The sequence below is a fragment of the Carnobacterium jeotgali MS3 genome, from assembly GCF_000745125.1.
Taxonomy (GTDB): Bacteria; Bacillota; Bacilli; order Lactobacillales; family Carnobacteriaceae; genus Carnobacterium_B; species Carnobacterium_B jeotgali.
Genome location: NZ_JQNF01000010.1, coordinates 314,871 through 339,087, shown reverse-complemented (window position 1 = coordinate 339,087; position 24,217 = coordinate 314,871). Strand labels below are relative to the sequence as shown.

Genomic DNA, 24,217 nt, shown 5'->3' with positions numbered 1-24,217 from the left:
GAAATTGGAAATTGGATTAGTTGGTTTAGGAAAAATGGGATACAATTTAGCCTTGAACTTACAAAAGAACGGGCATCATGTTATAGGATATGACAGCTTTGAAACAGCTCGAAAACAAGCGGATGCAAATGGAATCGAAACAGTGAATGATCTAAAAGAGTTAGTTGCTAGCCTTAAAGAAACTAAAATTATTTGGATTATGGTTCCAGCGGGAGATCCATTGGAAAATGTTTTAAGCGAAGTTCATGAGTTATTAGGAGCAAATGATATCATCATTGATGGAGGAAACTCACACTACAAAGATTCTATGCGACATGCAGAAGTAGCTGCAACAAAAGGGATTCATTTCTTAGACATGGGAACATCGGGTGGTACGAGCGGTGCAAATGCAGGTGCTTGTTTAATGGTTGGCGGAAACTCAGAAGCATTTGCAGTAATTGAACCAATATTAAAAGGAATCTGTGTAGAAGACGGGTATCTGTATACTGGAAAATCCGGTAGCGGTCATTATTTGAAAATGATACACAACGGGATAGAATATGGCATGATGCAAGCCATGGCTGAAGGTTTTGAAGTGGTCGAAAAAAGTGAATTTGACTATGATTTGGCAGATGTGTCAAAAGTCTGGAATAATGGATCAGTTATCAGAAGCTGGTTAATGGAACTGGCAGAAAGTGCCTTCCAAAAAGACGCTCACCTTGATGAGATAAAAGGAATTATGCAATCTTCAGGTGAAGGGAAATGGACAGTAGAAGCAGCTTTGGATGCAAAAGTTCCTACGCCTGTAATAGCACTATCTTTAATGATGCGGTATCGTTCTTTAGAAGAAGATACATTTACTGGAAAAGTTGTTGCTGCACTTAGAAATGAATTCGGCGGCCATGAGGTCACAAAGAAATAAACGAATCAAAAAGAATTCCTATTTCAGATTTTGAGATAGGAATTCTTTTTTTTGTGGAGATAAAATGGTTAGACAGAGTGTTACATTATAAATTAAGAGCAAAAAAATCATACTTATAGTTGACTAATGGAACGTATGTTCGTATAATTTAAGTGAAATGAGGTGATTAATATGGAAAAAGGAATGTGTTTAAAAGGTTCAGTAGAAAAAATTAAAGTTTTGAAATTAGAAGAAGCTCCTTTGATACGGTTTACATTAACCGTTAACGAGGCATATAAGGAAAACTGTCTGATTAAGTCAAATGCATTAAATTTTCTATATCTTGTCACCGAAGGAAAAACAATTGTTCTATTTGGCAAGAGAAACAAACGAAATCAATTTGTAGTGCAAAAATACTATATAATGTAAAAGTTATATTTGAGAAATAAGGTGAGTATGATGAAAATTTTAAAAGAAGGTATGTGTAAAAGACCGATAGAAGCAGCTGATTTATTGGAAAGGAAAGGTTGTGATCATTTCACATTGCTAGAAAATGATGTGCAAATTAGTGGAAGGTTTTATGAATTGTGGTGGTACTCTTATCAAGATGAAAACCATATTTTAGCTAAAGGAAAACAGTATCCTTATTTTTTACATTTTTTTCTCTTAGAAGCAGGCGATGCATTTGAAGCGAATGATTTTACAACGTACATAAAAACGGGCGAACTAAAAGCACAACAACCAAATTTTTTTGAAGAAATTATATAATTATGGAGCAGTTTCAGAAGTGTGAAAGCAATTATTTTTTTTACTAGACCAGATAAAGTATACTGTTAACAAAGATAACAATTCAGTTGCTTATGCAAAAAAGTGCCAACTGATTATGGGGTGAAAAAAATGTTCACAGACAAACGGTTAACAGAAGCATACAAAAAGGCTAGAGTAGAAGAATTCGATGAGAATTCTAAATATATATTTTTTAGTGATAGTCATCGCGGAAATGGGAATATCTCAGATGAGTTTACAAGGAACCGCAATATTTTTCTGCATGCTTTAAAATATTACTATAAACATGGGTATACTTATGTAGAAGCAGGCGATGGAGATGAACTATTAGAGTATTCAGATTTTACGTATACAAAAAATGCCCATAATGAAGTATTTGATATAATTAAAAAATTTTTCGATGATAATCGCTTAATAAAATTATACGGCAACCATGATATTGCGTTAAAAAATCCTAAATTTGTTGAAGAGAATTACTATACAAATTACGATGAATACACAGAAGAGTTTTTTGATTTTTTAAAAGGTCTGCAACCTATTGAGGCACTTGTGCTGAGATACAAAAAAACAGGACAAGAAATTCTAACGGTACACGGACATCAAGGCGATGCTCCAAATGACCAGTTCGCCTTTTTTACGATGTTATCCTTAAAATTCTTTTGGCGTTTTCTTCATGGATTTGGTATTCGAAACCCGTCAAGTCCGGTAAAAAATGTCACCAAAAGACATAGAATTGAAAAAAACTTCAATAAATGGATTCAAAAAAATAAAGTCATGCTTATCTGTGGTCATACTCATCGATTTAAGTACCCAAAAAACAAAGAGCTTCCCTATTTCAACACAGGTTGCTGTGTTTATCCTACAATTATTACAGGAATTGAAATAACTGAAGGTCAAGTCCGATTAGTACGTTGGGAAACTAAAGTGAGTAAAAAAGGTGTTTTGACGATTGAAAAAGATACTATGCGAGGACCAGAACCAATCGAAGAATTTGATATGCGGTTGGAAGGATGGAACAGAGATAATGATGTTTTATGAAACAAATTATACCTCAAGAAATGATAATGAAAACGTTTAGTTAGATGAAAACAGGAAAAGTCAATAAGAAAATAAAGTTTTTTTGATTTTTTCTGAAAATAGGAGTATACTGGCAAAATGAAACACAACGTATAAGGCAGAAGGGTCTTCCTTTCTCATACGTTGTGTTTATTATATTGTCTCAGACCACTTAATGTTAAGCGATTGAAGCATCATAGATTTGTTTGATAGATTCTTTTAATAAAGCATTAAAATCCTCGTCTGATTGACTAACACTTAATCCCTCGGATAAAGCTCTTGAAAAACTAGCGATTAGTCCGTGGTTATGTGTTAAAGCTTCATTAGCTTTTTCACGGGTATAACCACCAGAAAGAGCGACTACTCTTATAACTCTAGGATGATCGATCAATTCTTTATAAAAATTATCAATCGTTGGGATTGATAGTTTTAACATGACGTTATCTGATTCGCTTAAGGCGTCTAGCTGAGTCAAGATTTCATCTTTTAAGAGAGATTCGGACTTCTCCTTATCGGTACTATTAATATCCACTTCTGGTTCAATAATTGGAACAAGCCCGGCTGCAATAATTTGTTTTCCAACTTCAAATTGTTGGTCAACAACTTTTTTTATAGCTTCAGGATTTGCTTCTTTAATCAATGAGCGCATTTTTGTTCCAAAAATATGGCGTTCATTTGCTCGTTTTAATAATTCATCTAAGTCTGGATTAGGTTTCATCAATTGAACACCGTTAGTTTCTTCTGCTAATCCTTTGTCAATCTTCAAGAAAGGAACAATACCTTTCTTTTCCCACAAATAATCAGCTGTATAAAGGTCTTCTACTTTGCGATCCATTGTTTGTTCGAATAAGATAGCACCTAAAATTGAATCAGAACTAAAAGCAGGAGAAGTCATAAGACGTGTTCTCATTTCATGAACGAGGTCATACATTTCTTCTTCACCAGAATACGTATCTGAGGCGATACCATAAAGCTGTAAAGCTGTTGGTGTGCTCCCGCCACTTTGGTCTAATGCTGCAATAAAACCTTGTCCATTTTTCATTCGTTCAAGTTGTTCTTTTTGCATAATTTCAGCTCCTTAGATTAGTTTTAAGAACAGTAAATAGGAAAGCTCAACCCAATGAAGGGTAATGAACCTTTCGTTAATAAGTATAGCACTTCATAAATTATATTGAAAAAATAAGCTATTATCGAGTACTTTTCCTTTGAGAATTTATATAGAGGAAAAAGAATAGGTTATAAAAATTGAATAAAGGGGAAAAAAACATGATTCAAGAAGAAAACCAAAATATGTCATTTGCACAAGTTATATCTATTTTAGGAGTTATTTTAATGGGGTCTTTTGTGACCATATTAAATCAAACACTAATGAGCACGGCTTTACCAAGTATTATGAGAGAATTTTCAATTACAGCAACTCAAGGGCAATGGTTAACAACAGCTTATATGCTGATTAATGGTATCATGGTACCTATTACAGCCTATCTGGTAAATCGATTTACCACCCGTCAGTTGTATCTCTTTTCAATGATTGTTTTCTCAATTGGTACATTTGTGGCAGCTACTTCTAGTGTCTATGGAGTACTGATTGCTGGGCGTATGATCCAAGCGGTAGGAGCAGGGATTATTTTGCCGTTGCAAATGATTGTTGTATTGTATATTTTCCCAATTGAAAAAAGAGGATCAGCAATGGGCTTAATTGGTTTAGCGATGAACTTCGCTCCAGCAATTGGACCTACTTTTTCCGGCTGGGTAGTACAAAATTACCATTGGAATATGTTGTTTTACTTTATCTTACCATTTGCACTGTTAGATGTTGTAGTGGCCATTTTTGTTTTGAAGAATGTTGGGAAAACAGGTCATCCTAAACTAGATTTAATAAGTGTTATTTATTCTACATTAGGTTTTGGTGGATTACTCTTTGGTCTTAGCAATGCCTCTTCACATGATTTTATAAGTGTTAACGTAGCCTTGCCTATAGTTGTGGGAATCGCTTCTTTAGTTCTATTGGTTAACCGTTCTAATCATTCAAAAGAACCGCTATTGAATTTCGGTATTTTTAAATACAGAGGTTACCGTTTAAATCTTATTATTTCTTTCGTATTAACGGCTGGAATGTATGGTGCTATTATGCTATTGCCCATCTATTTGCAAAATATACGTGAAATGACACCGATGGAATCGGGAATGACTTTGTTACCAGGAGCAATTGTAATGGCTGTTATGAGCCCAATTACTGGTAGAATGTTTGATAAATACGGATCAAAAAGATTAGCTATGAGTGGATTAACTTTGGTAACAATTGGAACGTTTATCATAGGACTAATTGATTTAAACACGCCAATAGTTTACATTGTTCTACTTCAAGTGGTTCGGTCATTAGGTTTTGCATTAACCTTAATGCCAATCCAAACAGCAGCTTTCAACGCGGTTCCACTAGAGCTTGCTTCACATGCATCCGCAATGTTTAATACTCAACGACAATTAGCTGGATCAATGGGAACAGCATTATTTGTAGTTGTGATGACGGTTGTTTCTCAAAATGGTGTATCACAACACTTGCCATCTGAGTTAGCTGATTTAGCAGGATTTCAAACAGTCTTCAAATTAGTGGGAGTATTCTCATTGGTAGCCTTTATTATGACGTTATTTATTAAAGAAAATCCTTATTTACCTAAAGCGAAATTAGCAGAAAATCATTAAAGACAAAAAGCTCGAAACCATTATATTAATGGCTTTGAGCTTTTTTTTATGGAACCTAATTTAGTAGATGACTTTAAAATTAGCAAATGTTTCAGGTTGGATATTTGAGTGGTTTTTAAAATAATCTGCAATAAGTTCAGTCATATCAACGGTGACTTCTTTAATAATTTTATCAGCGCTAAACATATCGTAATTTCCGCCGCCGACTGCTCGATACTGATTGATGACGACCTCTAATTCATCATTCGCTTGAATGGCTTTTCCATTGTAAGTGAATAGGCGAATGCGTTCACCAAGCGGAAGCGAAATATCAATTGTATACTCAATCCCCGCATACATATCGTAATTGTATTGCTGAGCTTTTGGGTACAGAAAAGCAGGACTAATCTCAAGTTGTTCATCTGCCGATAAACTGAAATAGTTGGCAGATTTTTCTAGCGCTTGTCGTAAATCTTCACCAGTTACACGTACTACTGCAAGAGTATTGGGGTAAATATAATTGGTGACAATATCACGCATAGTTACAGTCGGTCCAAAACCTTTGCTGTGATTTGTAAAAAGGGCAGTACCAGATATCGTTGTTCCAGTAGCCTCCATTTGAACTTTATGGATGAAATCAATATAAGGGTGACCGGTTAAGCGAACTTGAAAAGGGTCTTCTATCCACATGTTGCCGTCGATTGTGCCAATATTTTGATCTAGCCAATCTTCAATTTCTGCTTGAAAAGCATGATGGTTTTTGTCCAGAGTAGGGTCGATAGGCGTATCCGCAACAGAAATTAACTTAGCCTCTTTAGAAAGTATAGTTGCTTTTCCGTCCTGTTTTTCAAGAGTTAAGCGAACTTGTCCAAGATGATGACCCTTTTCACCAGGTTGAATAATGGCCACAGAAGACGCTACAGTGGCAATTTCTCGATGCTGGTGTCCAGTCAGTAAAACATCTATCCCAGGAATATTTTTTAAAAGTTCGTAACCTTCATTTTCACCAGTTAAAACTTCAGTTGGTTCTCCAGTTTCTAAGTCTTTTTCGAAACCACCATGGTAACTTACGATGACAACGTCAGCCAATTCTCGTAATTTAGGGACATATTCTTTTGCACAAGCAACAGCTGATTGAAAAGACAATCCATTAATAGAAGTTGGTTGTTCCCAATTTGGAATGTATTGGGTAGTTAATCCAAGTACGGCTACAGTAAGGTCATTAAATTGAAAAAGCTCGTAAGCTTGTCCAAATGCAGGCTGTTCTTTAATATTTAAAATATTAGAACACAAAATGGGGTAGTTGAGCGTATCCACTGCTTTATTTAAATAGTCTTTTCCGTAATTGAATTCGTGATTTCCTATTACTCCGACATCAAATCCAACATCATTTAGGATAGAAGTGTAAGGTGAAGGTTGCTGTATTTGCTTAGCAGTGTAGTAGGTAAAAGGGGAACCTTGTAAAAAGTCTCCATTATCAATCACTAGTACCGGATCGGTATTTTTTGCTTTAATTTTTTTGATAAGTGAGGCAACTTTTAACAATCCAAATGGCAAGTCTTGTTGCCTTTGTTTATAATCGGTGGGGTAAACATACCCATGAATATCGCTTGTTGATAAGATTGTTAAGTTCATTTGTAAAACTCCTTTTAAAATACTTTCGTTAACCTTTAACCAGTCTTGCTCTCATTTTATTAGAGAAGAACTCTACTAGCAAGATAAGAACAATCAAACCAACGAGAATAGAACCTACTTCGTTCCAACGATAGGAATTCATCGCAAAAATTAAAGGTGCGCCAATTCCTCCAGCGCCAACCAACCCCAGTATGGTAGCATCACGTAAGTTCATATCAAAACGATAAATGGTAATGGATAAGAAATTAGAAAAAAGCTGAGGAATAATCCCAAAGCGAATTTTCTCAAAGGTCGTGCACCCCATTGAAGTCAATGACTCTAAAATACTAATATCTAAATCTTCGATAATATCTACATATAATTTTGAGACCATACCGATAGATGTAATAGACATCGTCAATACACCGGCAAATGGCCCTGGACCAGTCACGCGGATAAACATCAGACCGTAGACTAAAGCAGGAACAGTACGGATAACAATGACAACTAAGCGAACAATGTAAGCAATGGGTGCTGGTACTACACTTGGAGCCATAAGAAAGGCAATCGGGATAGCCAAAATTGCTCCGAATATAGTACCTAAAAAAGCAATACAAATGGTTTCAAATAACAAATAAAGCACACCACCAGTAGTTAAGCCGAATAATAATTCGAGGTCTGGATTCATAAGACCCCTAAAAATATTTGATGCGATGGTTAACCCACTTTCATTCAAACTTTGTACTTCAATAGAAGAAACGGACCAAATAAAAGCTACCAGTAAGATAGTAGCAATACTTATCCAGTAAAAACCTTTTTTTGGTTCATTTTCAAATTGATTTTCAATCATTTCAGACATTGGCTACACTCCTTATTGTAATTTCTTTCTAAAATATTCACTGATTCGTTCAATAATAAAAACAGTAATAGCCAAAATCACTAGGATCATGCCTACGCTAGAATAATCACGCCAGCCAAGTCTTTCATTTAAAAGCAAACCAAGTCCGCCAGCTCCAACATAGCCTAGTATAGAAGCGTAGCGAACATTTCCCTCGAAACAAAATAAAGAAGTTGAAAGATACGTTGGTAAAATTTCTGGAACGATAGCGTGGCGAAAAGACTGAAGTCTAGTTAAGCCCATAGATTCTAGCGCTTCAAAAGAACCCATATTAATGGTTTCAATTTGTTCGTACAGTAACTTTCCAATGTAAGATAAAGTGAATAAAAAAATGGCAATCGTTCCAGCCATGGTACCTAATCCAAAAACAAAAGTAGCAATCAAAGCGGTGACTAGAGTAGGCAATGTTCTCAAAACACTCAAAATAAATTTGAAAATACCTGCTGTAAATTTACTTTTGATGATATTGGAGGAAGCTAAAATAGCAAAAATTACGGCGACTAACGAGCCAAGCAACGAACCCACTAAGGACATCTTGATGGTATCCAACAATGGTTTCCATATATTAGGCAAATAATCGATGTTCGGTGGAATCATCTCTTTTAAAATAACAAAAAATTCTTGCCAACGATTTAAAAGAATACTGAAGCTAAAACCCGTTACATTTACCGAAATAACAAAGCCGATTATAATCAAAATAAAGATAAATGGTGTTTTGCTTCTTTTTTCTTCAACGACTTTATTATTAGCCAGTATAATTTTTTTAGGTGGAAATAATTTATCATAAATCATCATTTTTTAAGATCCTCCTAAGATTGTGGTTGTAGAGTGGGGTGTATGGTTAACTCATCTTGAGATTGGACATCACCATAAATGCTATCTAAAACAGACTGGGTAACTTCACTTGCTTTACCATCATAAACCACTTGTCCTTGTCGGATTCCAATAACTCGATCTGCATATTCCAAAGCTAATTCAACATGGTGAATATTCAAAAGAATCGACATATTTGTCTCTTTATTTATTTTTTTAAAATCATCCATTACTTGTTTAGCGGTCACAGGGTCTAATGATGCAACAGGTTCATCGGCTAAAATAATTTCTGGTGATTGGGCAAGAGTCCGAGCTAAAGCCACGCGTTGTTGTTGACCCCCTGAAAGTTGGTCAACACGCATGTAAGCTTTATCTAAAATGCCGACTTTATCTAAAGCAGTCAAAGCAGTGATTTTAGTTTCTTTAGGAAAAACCCCCAAGACTTTTCTCCAATAAGGCAATTCAGGAACAGATGACAGCAAGACATTATTTAAGACGGTTGTTCTAGTCACTAAATTAAATGATTGGAAGATCATACCAACTTTTCGACGGTATTGTCGAATTTCTTTACCTCTTAAGGCGCTGACATCGATAGTATTAACGATTAATTTGCCGCTATTGATGTCATGCATCCGGTTGACGCAACGAATAAGAGTTGATTTACCAGCGCCGGATAATCCGATAATCGCTACAAATTCTCCTTGTTCAATTTTTAAGTTTACATTGCTTAAAGCTGTTACTCCATTTGGGTACGTTTTATTTACATCAATAAATTCGATCACAGTTGTCATTAGTCCTTTCCAAAAATAAAACTATGAAAAAGCAGCATCGCATACTCTTTTCACAGTCTTATTTGGTTTATTTTAAGTTAATAAAGCTAATAGGGATTATTGAATGCCTAAATCTTGGACGATTTTTTGAGCGGCTCTTTCATCATCATAATCAGCATCTTTCGTTACTTGGTAACCTTCATGACTATAAACGGAAATTACTTCTTTACCTTCGTCCGTCTTAGAGATGTTAATAAAGGCTTCTTGTAAAGCAGTTTTCAACTCTTGATTTATTTTCTCAGAGTTTTTGCTGACACTGATCGTATCATTATAAATGCCAGGAGTCACGCCTACTACAGCTGTTTCATCCCAAATGCTTTCGGTTCTACCATATTCTGAAGTCCACGTATCTTCGTAATCTCTTCTGCCATCAGCAAAGGTAACCAAAAGGTCAACTTGTTCAGAAGCAAGACGGGCAAATGAACTTCCATATGAATCAGCTTGAACGACTTTGTCTAAGTCTGTAATTGATTTTTTAAAGTGTTCATTTAACCATAATGTTGGGTAAATGTAACCGGCGGAAGAAGAGGAAGACATTACACTCCAAGAAGCACTGTTCATATCTTCAAAAGTCAATTCCTCGCCACTGTTGATTTTAGCAGCTAATTCTTGTCCTTTTTTAGAAGGGCCTGCGATAATCAATGAACGGTAAGAGGTAACTTGTTCATCCGTTGGTTCAGTAGGAGCATTTTCATTCCAGTCAGCTGGATTATCAGAATCAATGCTTAATCCGGCTCTAGTAGAAGTTAAAATTACCTCAGCACCGTCATCGTATAGTACATATGTGCCACCTGGGATAAATCCAACATCTAACGTTCCAGCCGAAAGAGATTCCCCAACAGCCTCATAGTTTGTTCCAACAGTGATATCAACTTTGCCAATGTCATAACCTAAAGTAGACATTTCGTCGATTAGCAAATCTTTTAGCGGCTCTGTTGCAGTAACGATTTCTTCAGGATCTCGTGAAGGAACAAATCCAACTGAAAGTGTATCTATTTTGATTGTTCCATCTGTATTTGAAGCCGATGTTTCGCTACTAGCTGCTTCATTTCCACATCCAACCAATAGTCCCGCTAGTAAAGCTGCGCCTATGTACTTACCAAACTTCTTGTGCATGTAATTGAATCCCCCTATGATTTTTGTTTTTACAAACATTTAACACATTTAACATTGTATCATTCGTGTTATTTAAAAGATAGCCTTTTTTTAAAATATATAAAATAGAAACGTTCGGTTATTACACTATTTTATTAAAAGATATCAGTCATTTGAATTTGAAATAGTGATTTGCCGTTGAAGTTAGTATAAAATACGAACGTTAATTTAAAATGGATTTTTTATATTATTTGTGTAAATGATTATTTAATGATTGTAGTATACGAGTGATATTCTTGACAACTTTGTAGCAAGAGTATATAGTTAAGAAACAGAACGATTACAAACGTAAACGAAAAATGAAAAGGAGAGGATAACATGGATAAGCATCAAGATCATAATAAGATGGACCACAATAACAAAAATCACAGCAAAATGGATCATAGCAGTATGAATCATGCTGGTGGACATGCAGGACATCACGCAATGATGATAAAAGATTTTAAAAAAAGATTTTGGGTTTCCTTGATTTTAGCAATTCCTATTTCCCTATTATCTCCAATGGTGCAAATGCTTTTTGGATATGAGATTAATTTTTTGGGAGATGACCTCCTTTTGTTTGTTCTTTCAACGGTTCTTTTTTTCTACGGAGGGAAACCTTTCTTGACTGGAGCATGGGGTGAACTGAAATCACGCACACCAGCAATGATGATGCTTATCTCGTTAGCCATTATTACAGCATATGTTTATAGTACATTGACCACTTTTTTTATCTCTGGTAGTGATTTTTTCTTTGAACTTGCTACTTTAATTGTCATTATGCTTCTAGGCCATTGGATCGAAATGAGATCAGTGATGGGAGCTTCAAAAGCTTTAGAAGCGTTAATAAAATTAATGCCAAAAGAAGCACATAAAATTGATGAATCTGGGAATATTATAGAAGTTACAATTGAAAATTTAAAACCTGGTGATAGGATTCTTGTTAAGTCGGGTGAAAAAATTCCTTTAGATGGCACCATTTACGAAGGTACATCGACTGTAGATGAATCTATGTTGACTGGAGAATCTGTGCCAATAGAAAAAAATCCTGGAATGGATGCTATCGGTGCATCAGTGAATGGGGAAGGGGTATTAAAAATCAAGGTCAATAAAGTTGGGAACGACACTTATCTTGCTCAAGTTATTCAATTGGTTAGAGACGCTGAAACAACAAAATCTAAAGCTCAAGGATTTGCTGATATTGCGGCAAAATGGCTTTTTTATGTAGCCGTTGTTGTAGGACTACTGACAATTGTTTATTGGTCAGTCACAGGCGATTTTGATTTTGCATTAGAACGGATGGTAACCGTATTGATCATTGCTTGTCCACATGCATTAGGATTAGCAGGTCCTTTAGTTACTTCAAGATCTACTTCAATTGCAGCTAGTAAAGGGTTATTGATTCGCAATCGTATTGCTTTTGAAGGAGCACATAAAATAGATAAAATTGTTTTTGATAAAACGGGTACCTTAACAGAAGGTAATTTTGGTGTAACCGATATTCAACCTGCTAATGGTGTAAGCAAATTAGAGTTACTGACCTTGGCTTATTCTGTTGAAACACAATCGGATCATCCTATTGCTAAAGGCATTGTTAAAGAAGGAAAAGAACAGAACTTAGAAATCGATGATGTGAAAAATTACCGTAACTTAGCAGGTAAAGGGTTGATGGCTACTGTCAATGGTGCCGAAATTTCAATTATCAGCCCGGGAGCAATGAAGAATAATCAAGTCTCTTTTGATGAAAAAGAATATGAAATGTTGGCTCAACAAGGAAAAACAGTAGTATTTGTTTTGAAAAATTACGAATTACAAGGGATGATTGCATTAGCCGATATCATTAGAGAATCCTCTTATAAAGTGATCAAAGAATTGAACGATTTAGGTATTGAAACAATTATGATAACCGGAGACAACAAACGAGTAGCCAATTACGTAGGCGGAAAATTAGGACTCTCAAAAGTAATTGCTGAAGTTCTTCCTCATGATAAGTCTAAGTATGTGTCTGAATTGAAAAAAGATGGTAAAAGAGTTGCCATGATTGGAGACGGAATCAATGATGCTCCAGCGTTAGCAGAATCTGATGTTGGAATTGCGATTGGAGCAGGTACAGATGTAGCTCTTGAAACAGCTGATATTGTTTTAGTGAACAGTAATCCAGCAGATGTATTGGCTATCATTAAATTATCTAAAGCTAGTTACAAAAAAACGATTGAAAACTTTATATGGGCAGCCGGATACAATGTCATTGCTATTCCACTAGCTGCAGGTGTTTTGATTAATCAAGGCATTTTAATTACCCCGGCAATTGGAGCAGTTGTGATGTCTTTAAGTACCATTATTGTAGCAATCAATGCTCAAATGATGAAAGTTGATTAAGAAAAGATGCAATTAAACCTCATTAGTCTAGGAAAAGATGGAATAATTGTTTTCAACTCCTATTCGCCTTAAACTTAACTAATAGAAAGCAATTTTCGATTAAAAAATCATAGTAACAACAAGTAAGATAGATTGAAACTTGAAAGGATGGGAAATGAATGAAGAACAGAAAAATTTATTTAACGGTTGCAACTTTAGCTACAGCGTTAACCTTAGCAGCATGTGGAACTGGAAATGAAGAAACCGATACGGCTTCTTCAGAATCAAGCAGTTCAACAAGCATGAACATGGAGGGTATGATGCATAACGATTCTGGTGAAATACCAGCGGATCTTGAGAAAGCTGAAGATCCAAAATATGAAGTAGGTAGTACAGTGGTCATTCAAGCTGACCACATGGAAGGAATGAAAGGTGCTGAAGCTACGATTGTAGGGGCTTTTAATACAACTGTATACGAAGTTTCCTATCAACCAACGACTGGTTCAGAAAGAGTTGAAAATCATAAATGGGTCACACAAGAAGAAATTGAAGAGGCTCAAGATGAAGTGATCGCAAATGGTAATGAAGTAACATTAAAAGCGGATCATATGGAAGGAATGGACGATGCGCCGGCAACGATTGAAGCTTCAGAGACAACAACCATTTATATGATTGATTATGAACCTACAACAGGTGGCGATACAGTTAAAAATCACAAATGGGTAACAGAAAAAGAACTTTCTGAAGACTAAACAGTTGAAAAGTTGATTTTTCAACTAAAATTAGAAAAAGAGCTTTAAATCGAGATGATTCATCTTTGATTTAAAGCTCTTTTTTGAGTGATACTTTTGAAATAAGTGACTGTCGCAATCCCAATTTTGGGTGGGAAATTTCCCGGGAAATGGAAAAAATACCCATTAAGGAACGCTGAGTTTTTTAACGGGTTGAGTATTGAACCTAAAAAAACCAAATGCTATAGTTTGTTTATGGAAGCGATTTCATAAAAATGATAAGGAGATGAAAAGAACATGATGCAAAAATTACAGCGATTTGGTGGCGCGATGTTTACTCCAGTGTTATTATTTGCCTTCTCAGGTATTATATTAGCTATTGCTATTATGCTTCAAAACACACTGATTGTAGGAAGTATCGCAAATTCGGGTACGATGTGGGCAAACTTTTGGTCAATTGTTGAATCCGGTGGTTGGACTGTATTCAATCAAATGGAGTTACTATTTGTTATTGGTTTACCTCTTGGATTAGCTAAAAAAGCTAGTGGAAGAGCAGCTTTGGAATCTGTCGTAGTTTATATGACATTTAACAACTTTGTTGGAAAAATTCTTGATTTGATGGGGCCAACATTTGGCGTAGACTTCACTCAAGAAGCCGGCGGAAACAGCGGAATAAAAATGATTGCTGGAATTAAAACATTAGATACCAATTTAATTGGTGCCATTCTAGTTGCTGCAATTGTTGTCTGGTTACATAACCGCTTCTTTGAAACTAAATTACCAGATTTCTTAGGTATTTTCCAAGGGTCTTCGTTAGTGGTTATGATAGGATTTTTCCTCATGCTTCCTTTAGCCTTTTTAACAGCGTGGGGCTGGCCTATTATTCAAGGATTAATTAGTTCAATGCAAGGTTTCTTAGCCTCATCAGGAACACTAGGTGTCTGGTTATACGTATTCTTGGAACGATTATTGATCCCAACTGGAATGCATCATTTCATTTATCAACCATTCATTTATGGTCCAGCAGTTGTTGAAGGTGGGATTACAGCTTATTGGCTGAATAATTTAAGCGATTTTGCTTCCTCAACTGTTCCACTTAAAGAACTATTCCCAGCTGGTGGATTCGGATTGCACAATGTTTCGAAAATCTTTGCTCCTCTTGGGATAGCAGCAGCATTTTACGCAACAGCGGATTCTGCTAAAAAGAAAAAAACATTGGCTTTATTAATCCCAACAGCTTTAACAGCTGTACTTGCAGGAATCACTGAACCATTTGAATTTACTTTCTTATTTATTGCACCACAATTGTTCTTAATTCATGCGGCTTTAGCAGCAACTTTGGGAGCAACTGTTTATGCCTTTGGTGTTGTGGGCGATGTAGGTAGCGGATTGATTACAATGGTGACACAATTCATCATTCCCATGTCAATCAATCATCTTGGGACAGTCTTAACGTTGATTGGAACAGGACTAGCATTCAGTGTTATTTACTTCTTTGTCTTCCGTTTTGTTATCTTAAAGTTTGATATTAAAACACCAGGTAGAGAATTAGAAGAAGAAGTTAAGATGTATTCTAAAAAAGACTACCGTGAAAGACAGGCAAATGGAAAAACAGCTCCAGCAGGCGGTGCTTATGCAAATAGTGCAGCTCACTATTTAGTAGGACTTGGCGGTACAGCTAATATTGCCGATGTAACTAATTGTGCTACGAGATTAAGAGTATCCGTTAAAGACGAAAACCTTGTTAAAGAAGATGGCTTCTTTAAAGCAGCAGGCGCTCATGGAGTTGTTCGTAAAGGTAAAGCGTTCCAAGTGATTGTTGGATTAGATGTTCCCCAAGTAAGAGACGCTTTTGAAGATGAAATGAAAAGAGATCCAATCGTAGTAGATACTGATAGTCAAACAGAACCAAGCGTTTAAAAATAGGAAATATAAAGGAGTAGATAAAGATGACTTTAAAAAAACAATCTATTTTAGTAGCAGGTGGCGGAAGCACATTTACACCAGGAATCATTATGATGTTGTTAGAAAACTTGGAAATATTCCCGATTCGCCAAATCAAGTTTTATGATAATGATGAAGAAAGACAAAAACAAATCGCAGATGCTGTAGAGATCGTTTTGAAAGAACGTGCTCCTCAAATTGAGTTTTTAGCTACTACTGACCCAGAAACAGCTTTTACAGATATTGATTTTGTAATGGCGCATATTCGTGTAGGAAAATACGCGATGCGTGAACAAGATGAAAAAATTCCTTTGAAATATGGCGTGATTGGTCAAGAAACATGTGGACCAGGCGGAATCTCTTATGGCATGCGTTCAATTGGAGGAGTATTAGAACTGATTGATTACATGGAAAAATACTCACCAGATGCGTGGATGCTGAATTATTCGAATCCAGCAGCAATCGTTGCAGAAGCGACTCGAAAATTAAGACCCAACAGCAAAATCATTAATATTTGTGATATGCCCGTTGGAATTGAACACCGTATGGCTGAAATTTTAGGGTTGAAGAGCCGTAAAGAAATTACGGTTCGTTATTATGGCTTAAATCACTTTGGTTGGTGGACCGATATTCGCGATAAAGACGGCAATGATTTGATGCCAGCGATCAAAAAACACGTTGCAGAACATGGTTATGTTACTCCAGGAGAATTAGAAGGTGTTCCAGGTGAAGACATTGAACCAAGCTGGATGCATACTTACGGCAAAGCAAAAGAAACGTTTGCTTTGGATCCGAATACTTTACCAAATACGTACTTGAAGTACTACTTGTTCTCACAAGATGAAGCTGAAAAAGCTAATCCTGAATACACTCGTGCAAATGAAGTGATGGATCACCGTGAAAAACAAGTATTCTCTGAATGTAATCGTATTGCAAATATTAAAACAGCTGAAGATGCAAAATTAGTTACTGATGATCATGCTTCTTATATCGTTGATTTAGCTAGAGCAATTGCATACAACACCCGTGAAAGAATGTTACTAATCGTACCAAATAATGGTGCAATTGTTAACTTTGATCCAACAGCTATGGTAGAAATTCCTTGTATTGTTGGTTCGAATGGTCCTGAAATGATCAATCAAGGAGAAATCCCTCGTTTCCAAAAAGGATTGATGGAACAACAAGTAGCCGTTGAAAAATTAGTCGTTGAAGCATGGGAAGAAAAGTCTTACCAAAAATTATGGCAAGCACTAACTGTCTCTAAGGTTGTGCCGAATGCTCGTGTAGCTCGACAAATACTAGATGACTTAATTGTAGCTAACAAAGACTTCTGGCCTGAATTAAAATAATCATATGCTATAATAATGTATACAAAAAAATGGAGAGATAACCGACTCCATTTTTTTGTACATTGTTAATAGTAGGGAGAGATTTAGTTGGACTTAGAAGTACTTGTTAATCAACACTACCATGAACTAAATGAAAACGATTTACAAATCATATCTTATATTATGAAGCATAAAAATGAGTGTCAAACGATGCCGATTGTTGAATTGGGTCAAAAAACTCATACTTCGAAATCATCCATTGTAAGATTGGCAAAAAAATTAGGCTTTTCAGGATTTAGTGAGTTTAAATACAGTTTGAAAAATGATTCCGAACAAGTGCAAAGGAATGAGACACAAGTGAATTTCAGCTCAATGCAAAGTTTGGATAGTCAGGCAACTTCAAAGTTATTCAATCAAACCGAATTAACGCCGATTTTAAAAGAAATTCATGGTGCTAAACGTATTTTTTGTTATGGAACAGGTTGGGGTCAAAGAGATGTTTTGTCTGATTTCAGACGCAATTTTGTACCGTTAGAAAAGTTTTTTATTCTTCTTTCTGCTCAAAGAGAATTGCAAATGGCTGTAGCATCAACAATCACAGAAGATGATTTGTTGATTGTTTTATCATTAAGCGGCGATATCCAAGAAGCTAAAGACGAGATGAATATGCTTAAATTGAAAGGGGTTCCGATTTTGTCGATCACTAATTTAAGAAACAACAAATTAGCGTCTATGGCGACCCATAATCTTTATTTTCAAGCAACATCAATCCCATTGAATGGAGAAGATATTTTTTCGTTTTTACCGCTTTTTCAAGTCACTGATTCTTTATTTAGAGCCTATTTTGATTATTATCAACAAAATAAAGATGAAAGGTAGGAACACTAAGATGAAACAAAGTTTAGCTAGTTTGCAAAGTAAGTTTGAGCCATTTTTCTTTCTACGTAGTTATTTGATTTTAGCACCGGTTATCTTTTTTGTGTACTTTGCTGTGAATGCTAATTTAAGTGGAGAAGCTTTCTCAGTTTACTTGACGAGTCAACCTATGAACCCTGTAATGTTGTTAATGGCATTGCTGTCACTATTTTGGTTTGTTATTTTATCAGCTGCACAAAATCAGATTAGTCAGAAAGTTTGGCGAGGAACCATGCTTATTTTTATCTGCAGCAATGTATTGACTGGAAATATTATGGCCATTATTTTAGGTATTATGACGATGAAGCAAAATGTGGAGCTGAAAGCTGCTGAAGAAGGAACAACTCCTCACTTAGCGGTTATCCTTTTTAGTATTAGCGGCTTTTTAGCAGTATTGTCGGCATTCGTTTGTTTTGCTTTTATTCGGTTAACCTTGATTTAGCATTCAAAGAACAAGGAGACTGGAGTTAAGTTAGTAACATACCCAAAAAAGTTCATTGCAAAATGCAATGAACTTTTTTGGGTTTAGACAACTGCTCGGGCGCATTTTCGACTAATAGCGATTCCTTTGTTTCTTTTTATGACAACTAACGTCCGTTGGTTGCATGAACAAGTGAAGCGCAAAATGAGTCTCACTGTATCATGCAATGGTTCTGGACGATACAGTGAGAGATGAAAAGGACTTCACTGTATCGTCCAAGCTAGTTGCACGTTAAAGTGGAGCAGGAAATGGGACTCACTGTATCATGCACGGTACAAAAACGAGGATAAGAGTATGTTGCTTTGCTTGGAGAAGACCATAAAAAGGATTGAATATGTAAACGATTTAATTAAGTGTTATAATAAGTCTCGTAATAAGTTATCAGCTTCAAAAAGAGGAGGATATTAAATGATTTATACCATTACATTAAACCCAACTATCGACCGGTTGTTATACCTTGAAGAAGTATTGACTAAAGAGAAAAACAACCGCTTGGAGAGCGTTGCTTATGACTTAGGCGGTAAAGGGCATCATGGTTCTTATGCTATGAGTAAATTAGAAGTAGAAAATCAAGCATTAGGTTTTTGTGGAACAACAAATAAAAGGCAACTAGAAAAAATATTGGAACAAAAAAATATTAACCATGACCTAGTGGATGTTTACGGTAAACCAACTAGAGAAAGTTATGTAATAGTAGAAAAAGGCGTTAGCGGCAGCATTCTTATCACTGAAAGAGGATACGAAGTTTCAAGTTACGATAAATCGTTGTTAGTAGATAAAATTGAAGAAAAAGTAAAACCTGAGGACACTGTATTGATTGCAGGTTCCATGCCTCCAGGGTTTGAGATTAAGGATTTAGAACAGCTAATAACTTTACTAAATAAAATAGGCTGTTTTATTGCGTGTGATCTCTCGGGTGAAGCATTAAAAGCTGCCGTAAAAGCAGGTGTGAATTTCATTAAACCGAATCGATTTGAAATACTAGAACTTGCCAATCATGGGCAATCGTTGTTGGATACTGTAAAAGAATTAACAAAAACGATTGATTACGTCATCGTTTCGCAAGGTGGTTCAGGCAGTTTATGTGGACATGGAAACGAGTTTTACCAAATTAGTCCTCCGACTATCGTTGTTAAAAATGATACAGGAGCCGGGGATTGTTTTGTAGGTTCTTTTTTAGCCAGTTTAACGCAGAAAAAAAGTTTTGTAGACTCTCTAACGTTTGCTACCGCGTGTTCAGCGAGCAAAGTTCAGCACATTGACAGTACATCATTTAGTGTAAAAGACGCTCAAAACTTGCAAAAAAAGGTAATAGTAGAAAAAGTGTAGCAAGAAGGTTTAAAGCTCCAAAAAATGGTCTACTGAATGTAGTCAACGAAAAGCTGGTCCAAAGTAAACGGTTGACATTCATTTTTCACATTGTTACAATGAATTCACTTTAAGAGGTGAGCGCTCACCACTAAAGAAATAAAAAAACAAATTAAAAGGAGGAAGCTAGGATGAAAAAGATGAACTGTTTAAACATGTTGTGTTGTCCATGTTGTATGAACCACTCATGTTATCAGTCAACATCTTTTCTTAGAGCTTCTTTCTGTCTAAACATATAAAGGGTAGCTCTATAATCGATTACAAGAGAAATAGTCTGTTTTTTTAGGTACAGGACTCTCGTAATTTAGTCTAAAGATGAATCAACTGTGCATGAGTGTCTATCGCTCATGCACTTTTTTTGTGCAAATTAATTAATCAATTAGGAGGAAAATGAAAAATGTTAGCCAATAGTGAACGAATAAAAAAACCAAGTCTCATGTTACAAGTTGTTATTGGAGGATTGGCGGGTATACTGGTCGGTTATTTCAGTAAAACACTAGGATTTCAATTAGAAATACTCGGCACGATTTTTATGAACTTGATTCAAATGATCATTGTACCGCTTATTTTTCCGGTCATTATTTTAGCGATAGTTAATATTAGTGATGCAAAAACTTTTGGAAAAGTAGCAGGTAAATCGTTTATCTATTTCTTTACGGTTACCACAGGATTGATTATTCTGAGTATTTTGGCTGGAAAGTGGACTGGAATTGGCAGTAACTTTCAAACAGGGGCTATTTCTACTGAATCGCTGGATGGCATTGCAAGTGGAATAGATTTTCAAAGCTTTTTCTTGAGTATTGTACCGAGTAATATCTTTCAAGCTTTTGCAGATGGAAATCTATTGCCAATCATCTTTTTTGGTATCTTTCTTGGGTTGGCTTTAGTGTCTATCGGTGAAAAAGGGCAACCGGTTATTTCTTTTTTTGAATCGTGGTCTCAAGCCATGTTTAAGATGGTAGATTATGCGATTTTATTTGCTCCAATTGGGGTGTTTGGATTTTTGGCATATGACATCGCTGCATATGGGATTGGGAATTTATTTTCTTTAGGGCAATTTGTTTTGTTTACCTATGCAGCATTTATGCTTGTTGTTTTAATTGTTTTTCCTCTTATTGCGTGGATTTTCCATGTACCTTACTTTGCCTTGCTGAGAGAAGTGAGTGATTTGATTGTAGTTGTATTTACGACAGGAAGTTCAAGCGTTGTTTTGCCTTCTCTCATTGATCGCTTAAAAAAATTCGGTGTATCACCCTCTGTTTCTGCTTTTGTAACACCATTAGGCTATTCGTTTAATTTGGGTGGAGCATGTGTTTACATTAGCTTAGCGACCATGTTTATTGTTAATATGTATGATGTAACACTAGGATTTGGCGAAATCGTTGCGTTGGTTTTATTTTTAACAATCGTTACTAAAGGAATCGCAACAGTCCCTTCAGGAGCGGTAGTTGTATTATTGGCGGCAGCGACACAACTTGGTTTACCTGCTGAGGGAGTAGCCTTGATGGTTTCAGTCGATTTCTTTATCAATATGGGCCGTTCTGCCGTCAACGTGGTAGGGAATGCATTAGCCCCCGTTCTTATTGCTCAGTCAGAAGACGCATTTGGATATGATAAACAAGCAGACTACAAAAAAGAAGTAGCTGAAGTAAGCAAATAAACAACGCAACTTAAAATGGATATGAGGAGAGAATAAAATGAAGAAAATTTATATTATTCATGAAAACAATGATTGGACGAGACATTTGACAGCGCGATTAGACGAAATTAATGCACCTTATGAATTATGGGACTTATCTGATGGATTGATTGATATTCAAGAAGAACCGCCGGAAGGAATTTTTTATAATCGTATGAGTGCTTCATCTCATACTCGTGGACACCGTTATGCACCTGAGTTAACAGATAATCTTTTGACGTGGTTAGAAAGCCATAATGCTACTGTGTTTAATGGGACAAAAGCCATTGAATTAGAAGTAAGCAAACTAAAACAGCATTTAGCCTTACAAAAACAAGGTATTCAAACTCCTGAGACCTATGGAGCAGTTGGTAAAGAGCATATTCTTAAAGCGGCTGAAAAACTAAATACATTTCCTTTTATTATCAAACACAACCGTGCAGGCAAAGGATTAGGTGTCCGGTTACTAAATACTATTGAAGAATTAAAAACGTATGTTTATGGACCAGAATTTGAAGATTCAATTGATGGGATCAGCTTAATTCAAGAATACATTAAGCCAGCTGATGGAACGATTGTCCGCTCTGAATTTATTGGCGGGAAGTTCTTTTATGCGGTGAAAGTTGATTCAAGTGATGGATTTGAGTTGTGCCCAGCAGATAGCTGCCAGATTGGCGAAGTACCCGCAAACAACAAATTCACGATTATTGATTCCCTACCGATTGACCAAATTAAGCTGTATGAACAGTTTTTAAAAGAACAAAAAAATGATGTTGCGGCTGTTGAATTTATTTTTGATGCTAATGGAGTAGCGTATGCATATGATGTAAATACAAATACCAATTATAATGCAGATGCTGAAAAAATGGCTGAAAAATATGCGGTGTTAGAATTGGCAAAATTCTTAAAATCGGAACTTGAAAAAAGCTAAACACTAAAAGAGAATGACCTTTTTAAACACAGAAAACAACTACAACTTGAGGCTGATTTTTAGTCATTAAAAAGCACTTTTGTGTCAAAAATCGGCTTAATTTGTTACTATAGCAGTAAGGAGATGATACTATGAAAATGAAATTAAAAGTAGGAATGATTAGTGGAAGTGCACTTATTCTTTTGGCTGCATGTGGTGGCACAGATACGACAACGAATGATTCAGCAACTTCGACAAAAGAATCAACTGCTAATTCAATGGCAAGTTCATCAACAACAGAATCAGCTAGTTCTGAATCATCTGCATCTAAAAACTTTGAAGGGAAAAGTTTTTCAGTAACCTATGAACAAGCTATTGCTGATTTTCAAGAAGCTTATCCAGATGCTGCTATTTCTTCAATTGACTTTGACAAAGATTTTGGCAACTACACATTTGAAATTAATGGTTTCGATGATACGCAAGAAATTGAATGGGAAGTAAATGCTGAAGATGGAAAAGAAACAAAAAACAACACAGAAAAGAAGGATGCAGACTTTGATGATCAAGAATTGATGGTCGATGATTTAATGGCTATTGATGAATTAATTACCAAATCTGAGGAAGAAGCTTCAAATGCTGTACTTGTTTCTTGGAACTTAGAAGCAGATGATGACACTAAAACACCGTTGTTTACAGGTGAATTTGAAGAAGGTAACAATGAAGTAGATGTACATTTGAATGCTGAAACTGGTGAGTTTTTATCTGTCGAAAATGACTAAAAATAAGAAATGATTCCAATATAAGGTAAAAAAAATTCAATAAAACCTCAAAAAAACTAGATGGAATAGATTAGTTTTTTTGAGGTTTTTTCTTTGTTTTAACGCTAATTTTCAAGTTTTTTTAAGGTGAGAAAGTGGGTAATGAGAATAAAAATTTCTGTCCGCCTAAAGTAAGCTATTAAGTGATAGCTAAAATGAAAAAAATGTGTTATAAATTATAAGATTATTCATTAAAATTACTAATTACTGAAACGAGGAATATTTCGATATGACAAAGAAAATGTCTGTTTTACCGTTCTATCTGTTATTACTATTGATTACTTTTTTTCTGCTTTTTCAAGTCAGTACTAGCGAGTATCATTCTATTAGTGCTGTAATCATACTTGTGGCAGCATTAGCAATGAATTATTTGTCTACTTCTAAAAATTTTATTTTGATTCTCACAATTATTTTTAGCGTAGGATTTTTAATGACCCTATATTCAGACACAGATATTCGCTCTCAGGTCTATCTAATAGGTGAATACACCGTATTGGCAGCAGCCTTAATCATCATGTGGTTATTATTTTCAGAAGTAAAAAAAATGACGACTGAAATGACAGCTTTGAGGATAAAAGCTGATAAATTAGAGAAGTATATTGGTTCTTCTAATTTATTGACCCAATCAGAATTTGCTAATCGGATAAAGTTTATTAGCACGGGTACTCAAAGACGGGGAGAAGAAAATTACTATGTTTTATTTAAAGTAGATCCGCTCGAAAAAACAAAAGAAGCGATGAACTTTTTAGTGGTGCAGACTCTGCTAAAAACGGTGCGCTCAGACTTTGACTTAGTCACTAAATTAACCGATAATTCTTATTTAGTTTTTTTACAAAATGCTAAACGAGAAGGATGTTTAAAAGTCATAGAAAGAGTTTTCGAATCTTTAAGAACAGAATTAACGGTTATCCAAATTCCAGTTCAATATGAAATTTTTAACCAGGAAACGGGCTCTGATTATTACGAGAACAATAGAGATGGAGAAGTTTAAAA

22 protein-coding genes are annotated in these 24,217 nt (G+C 35.5%); 16 read left to right on the top strand and 6 right to left on the bottom strand.

Going from position 1 to position 24,217, the window contains the following annotated elements:
- Positions 1–4 precede the first annotated feature (4 nt).
- The 4 genes from gnd (at position 5) to BP18_RS09140 (ending at position 2,704) form a co-directional block, all read left to right on the top strand.
- On the top strand, positions 5–901 hold the full coding sequence (gnd, locus tag BP18_RS09155) for a phosphogluconate dehydrogenase (NAD(+)-dependent, decarboxylating) (RefSeq protein WP_029276609.1): 897 nt from the start codon (positions 5–7) through the stop codon (positions 899–901).
- 171 nt (positions 902–1,072) lie between these two features.
- Positions 1,073–1,309, top strand: coding sequence for a hypothetical protein (locus BP18_RS09150; RefSeq protein ID WP_029276607.1), 237 nt, complete (start codon positions 1,073–1,075; stop codon positions 1,307–1,309).
- A gap of 30 nt (positions 1,310–1,339) precedes the next feature.
- A complete protein-coding gene (locus BP18_RS09145; RefSeq protein ID WP_029276605.1) occupies positions 1,340–1,648 on the top strand; it encodes a hypothetical protein in 309 nt (102 codons plus the stop codon).
- A 129-nt stretch (positions 1,649–1,777) separates the two neighbouring features.
- Positions 1,778–2,704, top strand: a complete 927-nt coding sequence (locus tag BP18_RS09140; protein ID WP_007722934.1) for a metallophosphoesterase — start codon at positions 1,778–1,780, stop codon at positions 2,702–2,704.
- A gap of 196 nt (positions 2,705–2,900) precedes the next feature.
- Here BP18_RS09140 and BP18_RS09135 read toward each other — a convergent pair whose 3' ends face one another.
- Positions 2,901–3,788 (bottom strand): fructose bisphosphate aldolase, encoded by an 888-nt coding sequence (locus BP18_RS09135; protein WP_007722933.1) that lies wholly within the window; start codon positions 3,786–3,788, stop codon positions 2,901–2,903.
- A gap of 200 nt (positions 3,789–3,988) precedes the next feature.
- Here BP18_RS09135 and BP18_RS09130 point away from each other — a divergent pair, with 200 nt between their 5' ends.
- On the top strand, positions 3,989–5,425 hold the full coding sequence (locus BP18_RS09130) for an MDR family MFS transporter (protein WP_197050078.1): 1,437 nt from the start codon (positions 3,989–3,991) through the stop codon (positions 5,423–5,425).
- Between the two features lie 60 nt (positions 5,426–5,485).
- Here BP18_RS09130 and BP18_RS09125 read toward each other — a convergent pair whose 3' ends face one another.
- The 5 genes from BP18_RS09125 to BP18_RS09105 form a co-directional block, all read right to left on the bottom strand.
- Entirely contained in the window at positions 5,486–7,039 is a 1,554-nt protein-coding gene (locus tag BP18_RS09125; protein WP_029276601.1) for a bifunctional metallophosphatase/5'-nucleotidase, read from the bottom strand.
- 28 nt (positions 7,040–7,067) lie between these two features.
- The gene (gene phnE, locus BP18_RS09120) at positions 7,068–7,877 is read right to left on the bottom strand and encodes a phosphonate ABC transporter, permease protein PhnE (protein ID WP_007722930.1); all 810 of its coding nucleotides are present in this window, start codon (positions 7,875–7,877) and stop codon (positions 7,068–7,070) included.
- 12 nt (positions 7,878–7,889) lie between these two features.
- Positions 7,890–8,711: a phosphonate ABC transporter, permease protein PhnE gene (gene phnE / locus BP18_RS09115; RefSeq protein WP_007722925.1), complete on the bottom strand. Its 822-nt coding sequence runs from the start codon at positions 8,709–8,711 to the stop codon at positions 7,890–7,892.
- A gap of 14 nt (positions 8,712–8,725) precedes the next feature.
- Positions 8,726–9,511, bottom strand: a complete 786-nt coding sequence (phnC, locus tag BP18_RS09110) for a phosphonate ABC transporter ATP-binding protein (protein WP_029276599.1) — start codon at positions 9,509–9,511, stop codon at positions 8,726–8,728.
- A 105-nt stretch (positions 9,512–9,616) separates the two neighbouring features.
- Complete coding sequence (locus BP18_RS09105) at positions 9,617–10,675, bottom strand: phosphate/phosphite/phosphonate ABC transporter substrate-binding protein (protein ID WP_029276597.1); 1,059 nt, start codon at positions 10,673–10,675, stop codon at positions 9,617–9,619.
- Between the two features lie 357 nt (positions 10,676–11,032).
- Between BP18_RS09105 and BP18_RS09100 the strand changes: the two genes are divergently transcribed.
- The 11 genes from BP18_RS09100 (at position 11,033) to BP18_RS09050 (ending at position 24,215) form a co-directional block, all read left to right on the top strand.
- Positions 11,033–13,072 (top strand): copper-translocating P-type ATPase, encoded by a 2,040-nt coding sequence (locus BP18_RS09100; RefSeq protein WP_035050601.1) that lies wholly within the window; start codon positions 11,033–11,035, stop codon positions 13,070–13,072.
- Between the two features lie 158 nt (positions 13,073–13,230).
- Positions 13,231–13,803 (top strand): YdhK family protein, encoded by a 573-nt coding sequence (locus tag BP18_RS09095; protein ID WP_029276595.1) that lies wholly within the window; start codon positions 13,231–13,233, stop codon positions 13,801–13,803.
- Positions 13,804–14,079: 276 nt separating this feature from the next.
- Positions 14,080–15,702, top strand: coding sequence for an alpha-glucoside-specific PTS transporter subunit IIBC (locus BP18_RS09090; RefSeq protein WP_007722916.1), 1,623 nt, complete (start codon positions 14,080–14,082; stop codon positions 15,700–15,702).
- Positions 15,703–15,731: 29 nt separating this feature from the next.
- Positions 15,732–17,075 (top strand): 6-phospho-alpha-glucosidase, encoded by a 1,344-nt coding sequence (locus BP18_RS09085; RefSeq protein WP_007722914.1) that lies wholly within the window; start codon positions 15,732–15,734, stop codon positions 17,073–17,075.
- A gap of 87 nt (positions 17,076–17,162) precedes the next feature.
- On the top strand, positions 17,163–17,933 hold the full coding sequence (locus tag BP18_RS09080; protein ID WP_007722910.1) for a MurR/RpiR family transcriptional regulator: 771 nt from the start codon (positions 17,163–17,165) through the stop codon (positions 17,931–17,933).
- Between the two features lie 10 nt (positions 17,934–17,943).
- Positions 17,944–18,411 (top strand): hypothetical protein, encoded by a 468-nt coding sequence (locus BP18_RS09075; protein WP_007722907.1) that lies wholly within the window; start codon positions 17,944–17,946, stop codon positions 18,409–18,411.
- Positions 18,412–18,858: 447 nt separating this feature from the next.
- Positions 18,859–19,779, top strand: a complete 921-nt coding sequence (locus BP18_RS09070; RefSeq protein ID WP_035050599.1) for a 1-phosphofructokinase family hexose kinase — start codon at positions 18,859–18,861, stop codon at positions 19,777–19,779.
- 436 nt (positions 19,780–20,215) lie between these two features.
- The gene (locus tag BP18_RS09065) at positions 20,216–21,478 is read left to right on the top strand and encodes a dicarboxylate/amino acid:cation symporter (RefSeq protein ID WP_029276592.1); all 1,263 of its coding nucleotides are present in this window, start codon (positions 20,216–20,218) and stop codon (positions 21,476–21,478) included.
- A 37-nt stretch (positions 21,479–21,515) separates the two neighbouring features.
- Entirely contained in the window at positions 21,516–22,427 is a 912-nt protein-coding gene (locus BP18_RS09060; RefSeq protein ID WP_029276590.1) for an ATP-grasp domain-containing protein, read from the top strand.
- Between the two features lie 131 nt (positions 22,428–22,558).
- Positions 22,559–23,185, top strand: a complete 627-nt coding sequence (locus tag BP18_RS09055; protein WP_029276588.1) for a PepSY domain-containing protein — start codon at positions 22,559–22,561, stop codon at positions 23,183–23,185.
- A gap of 268 nt (positions 23,186–23,453) precedes the next feature.
- Positions 23,454–24,215 carry a hypothetical protein gene (locus BP18_RS09050; protein WP_029276586.1) on the top strand — a complete coding sequence of 254 codons (762 nt, stop codon included), beginning with the start codon at positions 23,454–23,456 and terminating at the stop codon, positions 24,213–24,215.
- The last annotated feature ends 2 nt before the right edge of the window (positions 24,216–24,217 follow it).

Bases quoted from the DNA above. Each gene is read 5' to 3' on its own strand.
- BP18_RS09150 (WP_029276607.1), top strand. From the start codon at position 1,073: ATGGAAAAAGGAATGTGTTTAAAAGGTTCAGTAGAAAAAATTAAAGTT.
- BP18_RS09145 (WP_029276605.1), top strand. From the start codon at position 1,340: ATGAAAATTTTAAAAGAAGGTATGTGTAAAAGACCGATAGAAGCAGCT.
- BP18_RS09140 (WP_007722934.1), top strand. From the start codon at position 1,778: ATGTTCACAGACAAACGGTTAACAGAAGCATACAAAAAGGCTAGAGTA.
- BP18_RS09135 (WP_007722933.1), bottom strand. From the start codon at position 3,788: ATGCAAAAAGAACAACTTGAACGAATGAAAAATGGACAAGGTTTTATT.
- BP18_RS09130 (WP_197050078.1), top strand. From the start codon at position 3,989: ATGATTCAAGAAGAAAACCAAAATATGTCATTTGCACAAGTTATATCT.
- BP18_RS09125 (WP_029276601.1), bottom strand. From the start codon at position 7,039: ATGAACTTAACAATCTTATCAACAAGCGATATTCATGGGTATGTTTAC.
- phnE (WP_007722930.1), bottom strand. From the start codon at position 7,877: ATGTCTGAAATGATTGAAAATCAATTTGAAAATGAACCAAAAAAAGGT.
- phnE (WP_007722925.1), bottom strand. From the start codon at position 8,711: ATGATGATTTATGATAAATTATTTCCACCTAAAAAAATTATACTGGCT.
- BP18_RS09105 (WP_029276597.1), bottom strand. From the start codon at position 10,675: ATGCACAAGAAGTTTGGTAAGTACATAGGCGCAGCTTTACTAGCGGGA.
- BP18_RS09100 (WP_035050601.1), top strand. From the start codon at position 11,033: ATGGATAAGCATCAAGATCATAATAAGATGGACCACAATAACAAAAAT.
- BP18_RS09095 (WP_029276595.1), top strand. From the start codon at position 13,231: ATGAAGAACAGAAAAATTTATTTAACGGTTGCAACTTTAGCTACAGCG.
- BP18_RS09090 (WP_007722916.1), top strand. From the start codon at position 14,080: ATGATGCAAAAATTACAGCGATTTGGTGGCGCGATGTTTACTCCAGTG.
- BP18_RS09085 (WP_007722914.1), top strand. From the start codon at position 15,732: ATGACTTTAAAAAAACAATCTATTTTAGTAGCAGGTGGCGGAAGCACA.
- BP18_RS09075 (WP_007722907.1), top strand. From the start codon at position 17,944: ATGAAACAAAGTTTAGCTAGTTTGCAAAGTAAGTTTGAGCCATTTTTC.
- BP18_RS09070 (WP_035050599.1), top strand. From the start codon at position 18,859: ATGATTTATACCATTACATTAAACCCAACTATCGACCGGTTGTTATAC.
- BP18_RS09065 (WP_029276592.1), top strand. From the start codon at position 20,216: ATGTTAGCCAATAGTGAACGAATAAAAAAACCAAGTCTCATGTTACAA.
- BP18_RS09060 (WP_029276590.1), top strand. From the start codon at position 21,516: ATGAAGAAAATTTATATTATTCATGAAAACAATGATTGGACGAGACAT.
- BP18_RS09055 (WP_029276588.1), top strand. From the start codon at position 22,559: ATGAAAATGAAATTAAAAGTAGGAATGATTAGTGGAAGTGCACTTATT.
- BP18_RS09050 (WP_029276586.1), top strand. From the start codon at position 23,454: ATGACAAAGAAAATGTCTGTTTTACCGTTCTATCTGTTATTACTATTG.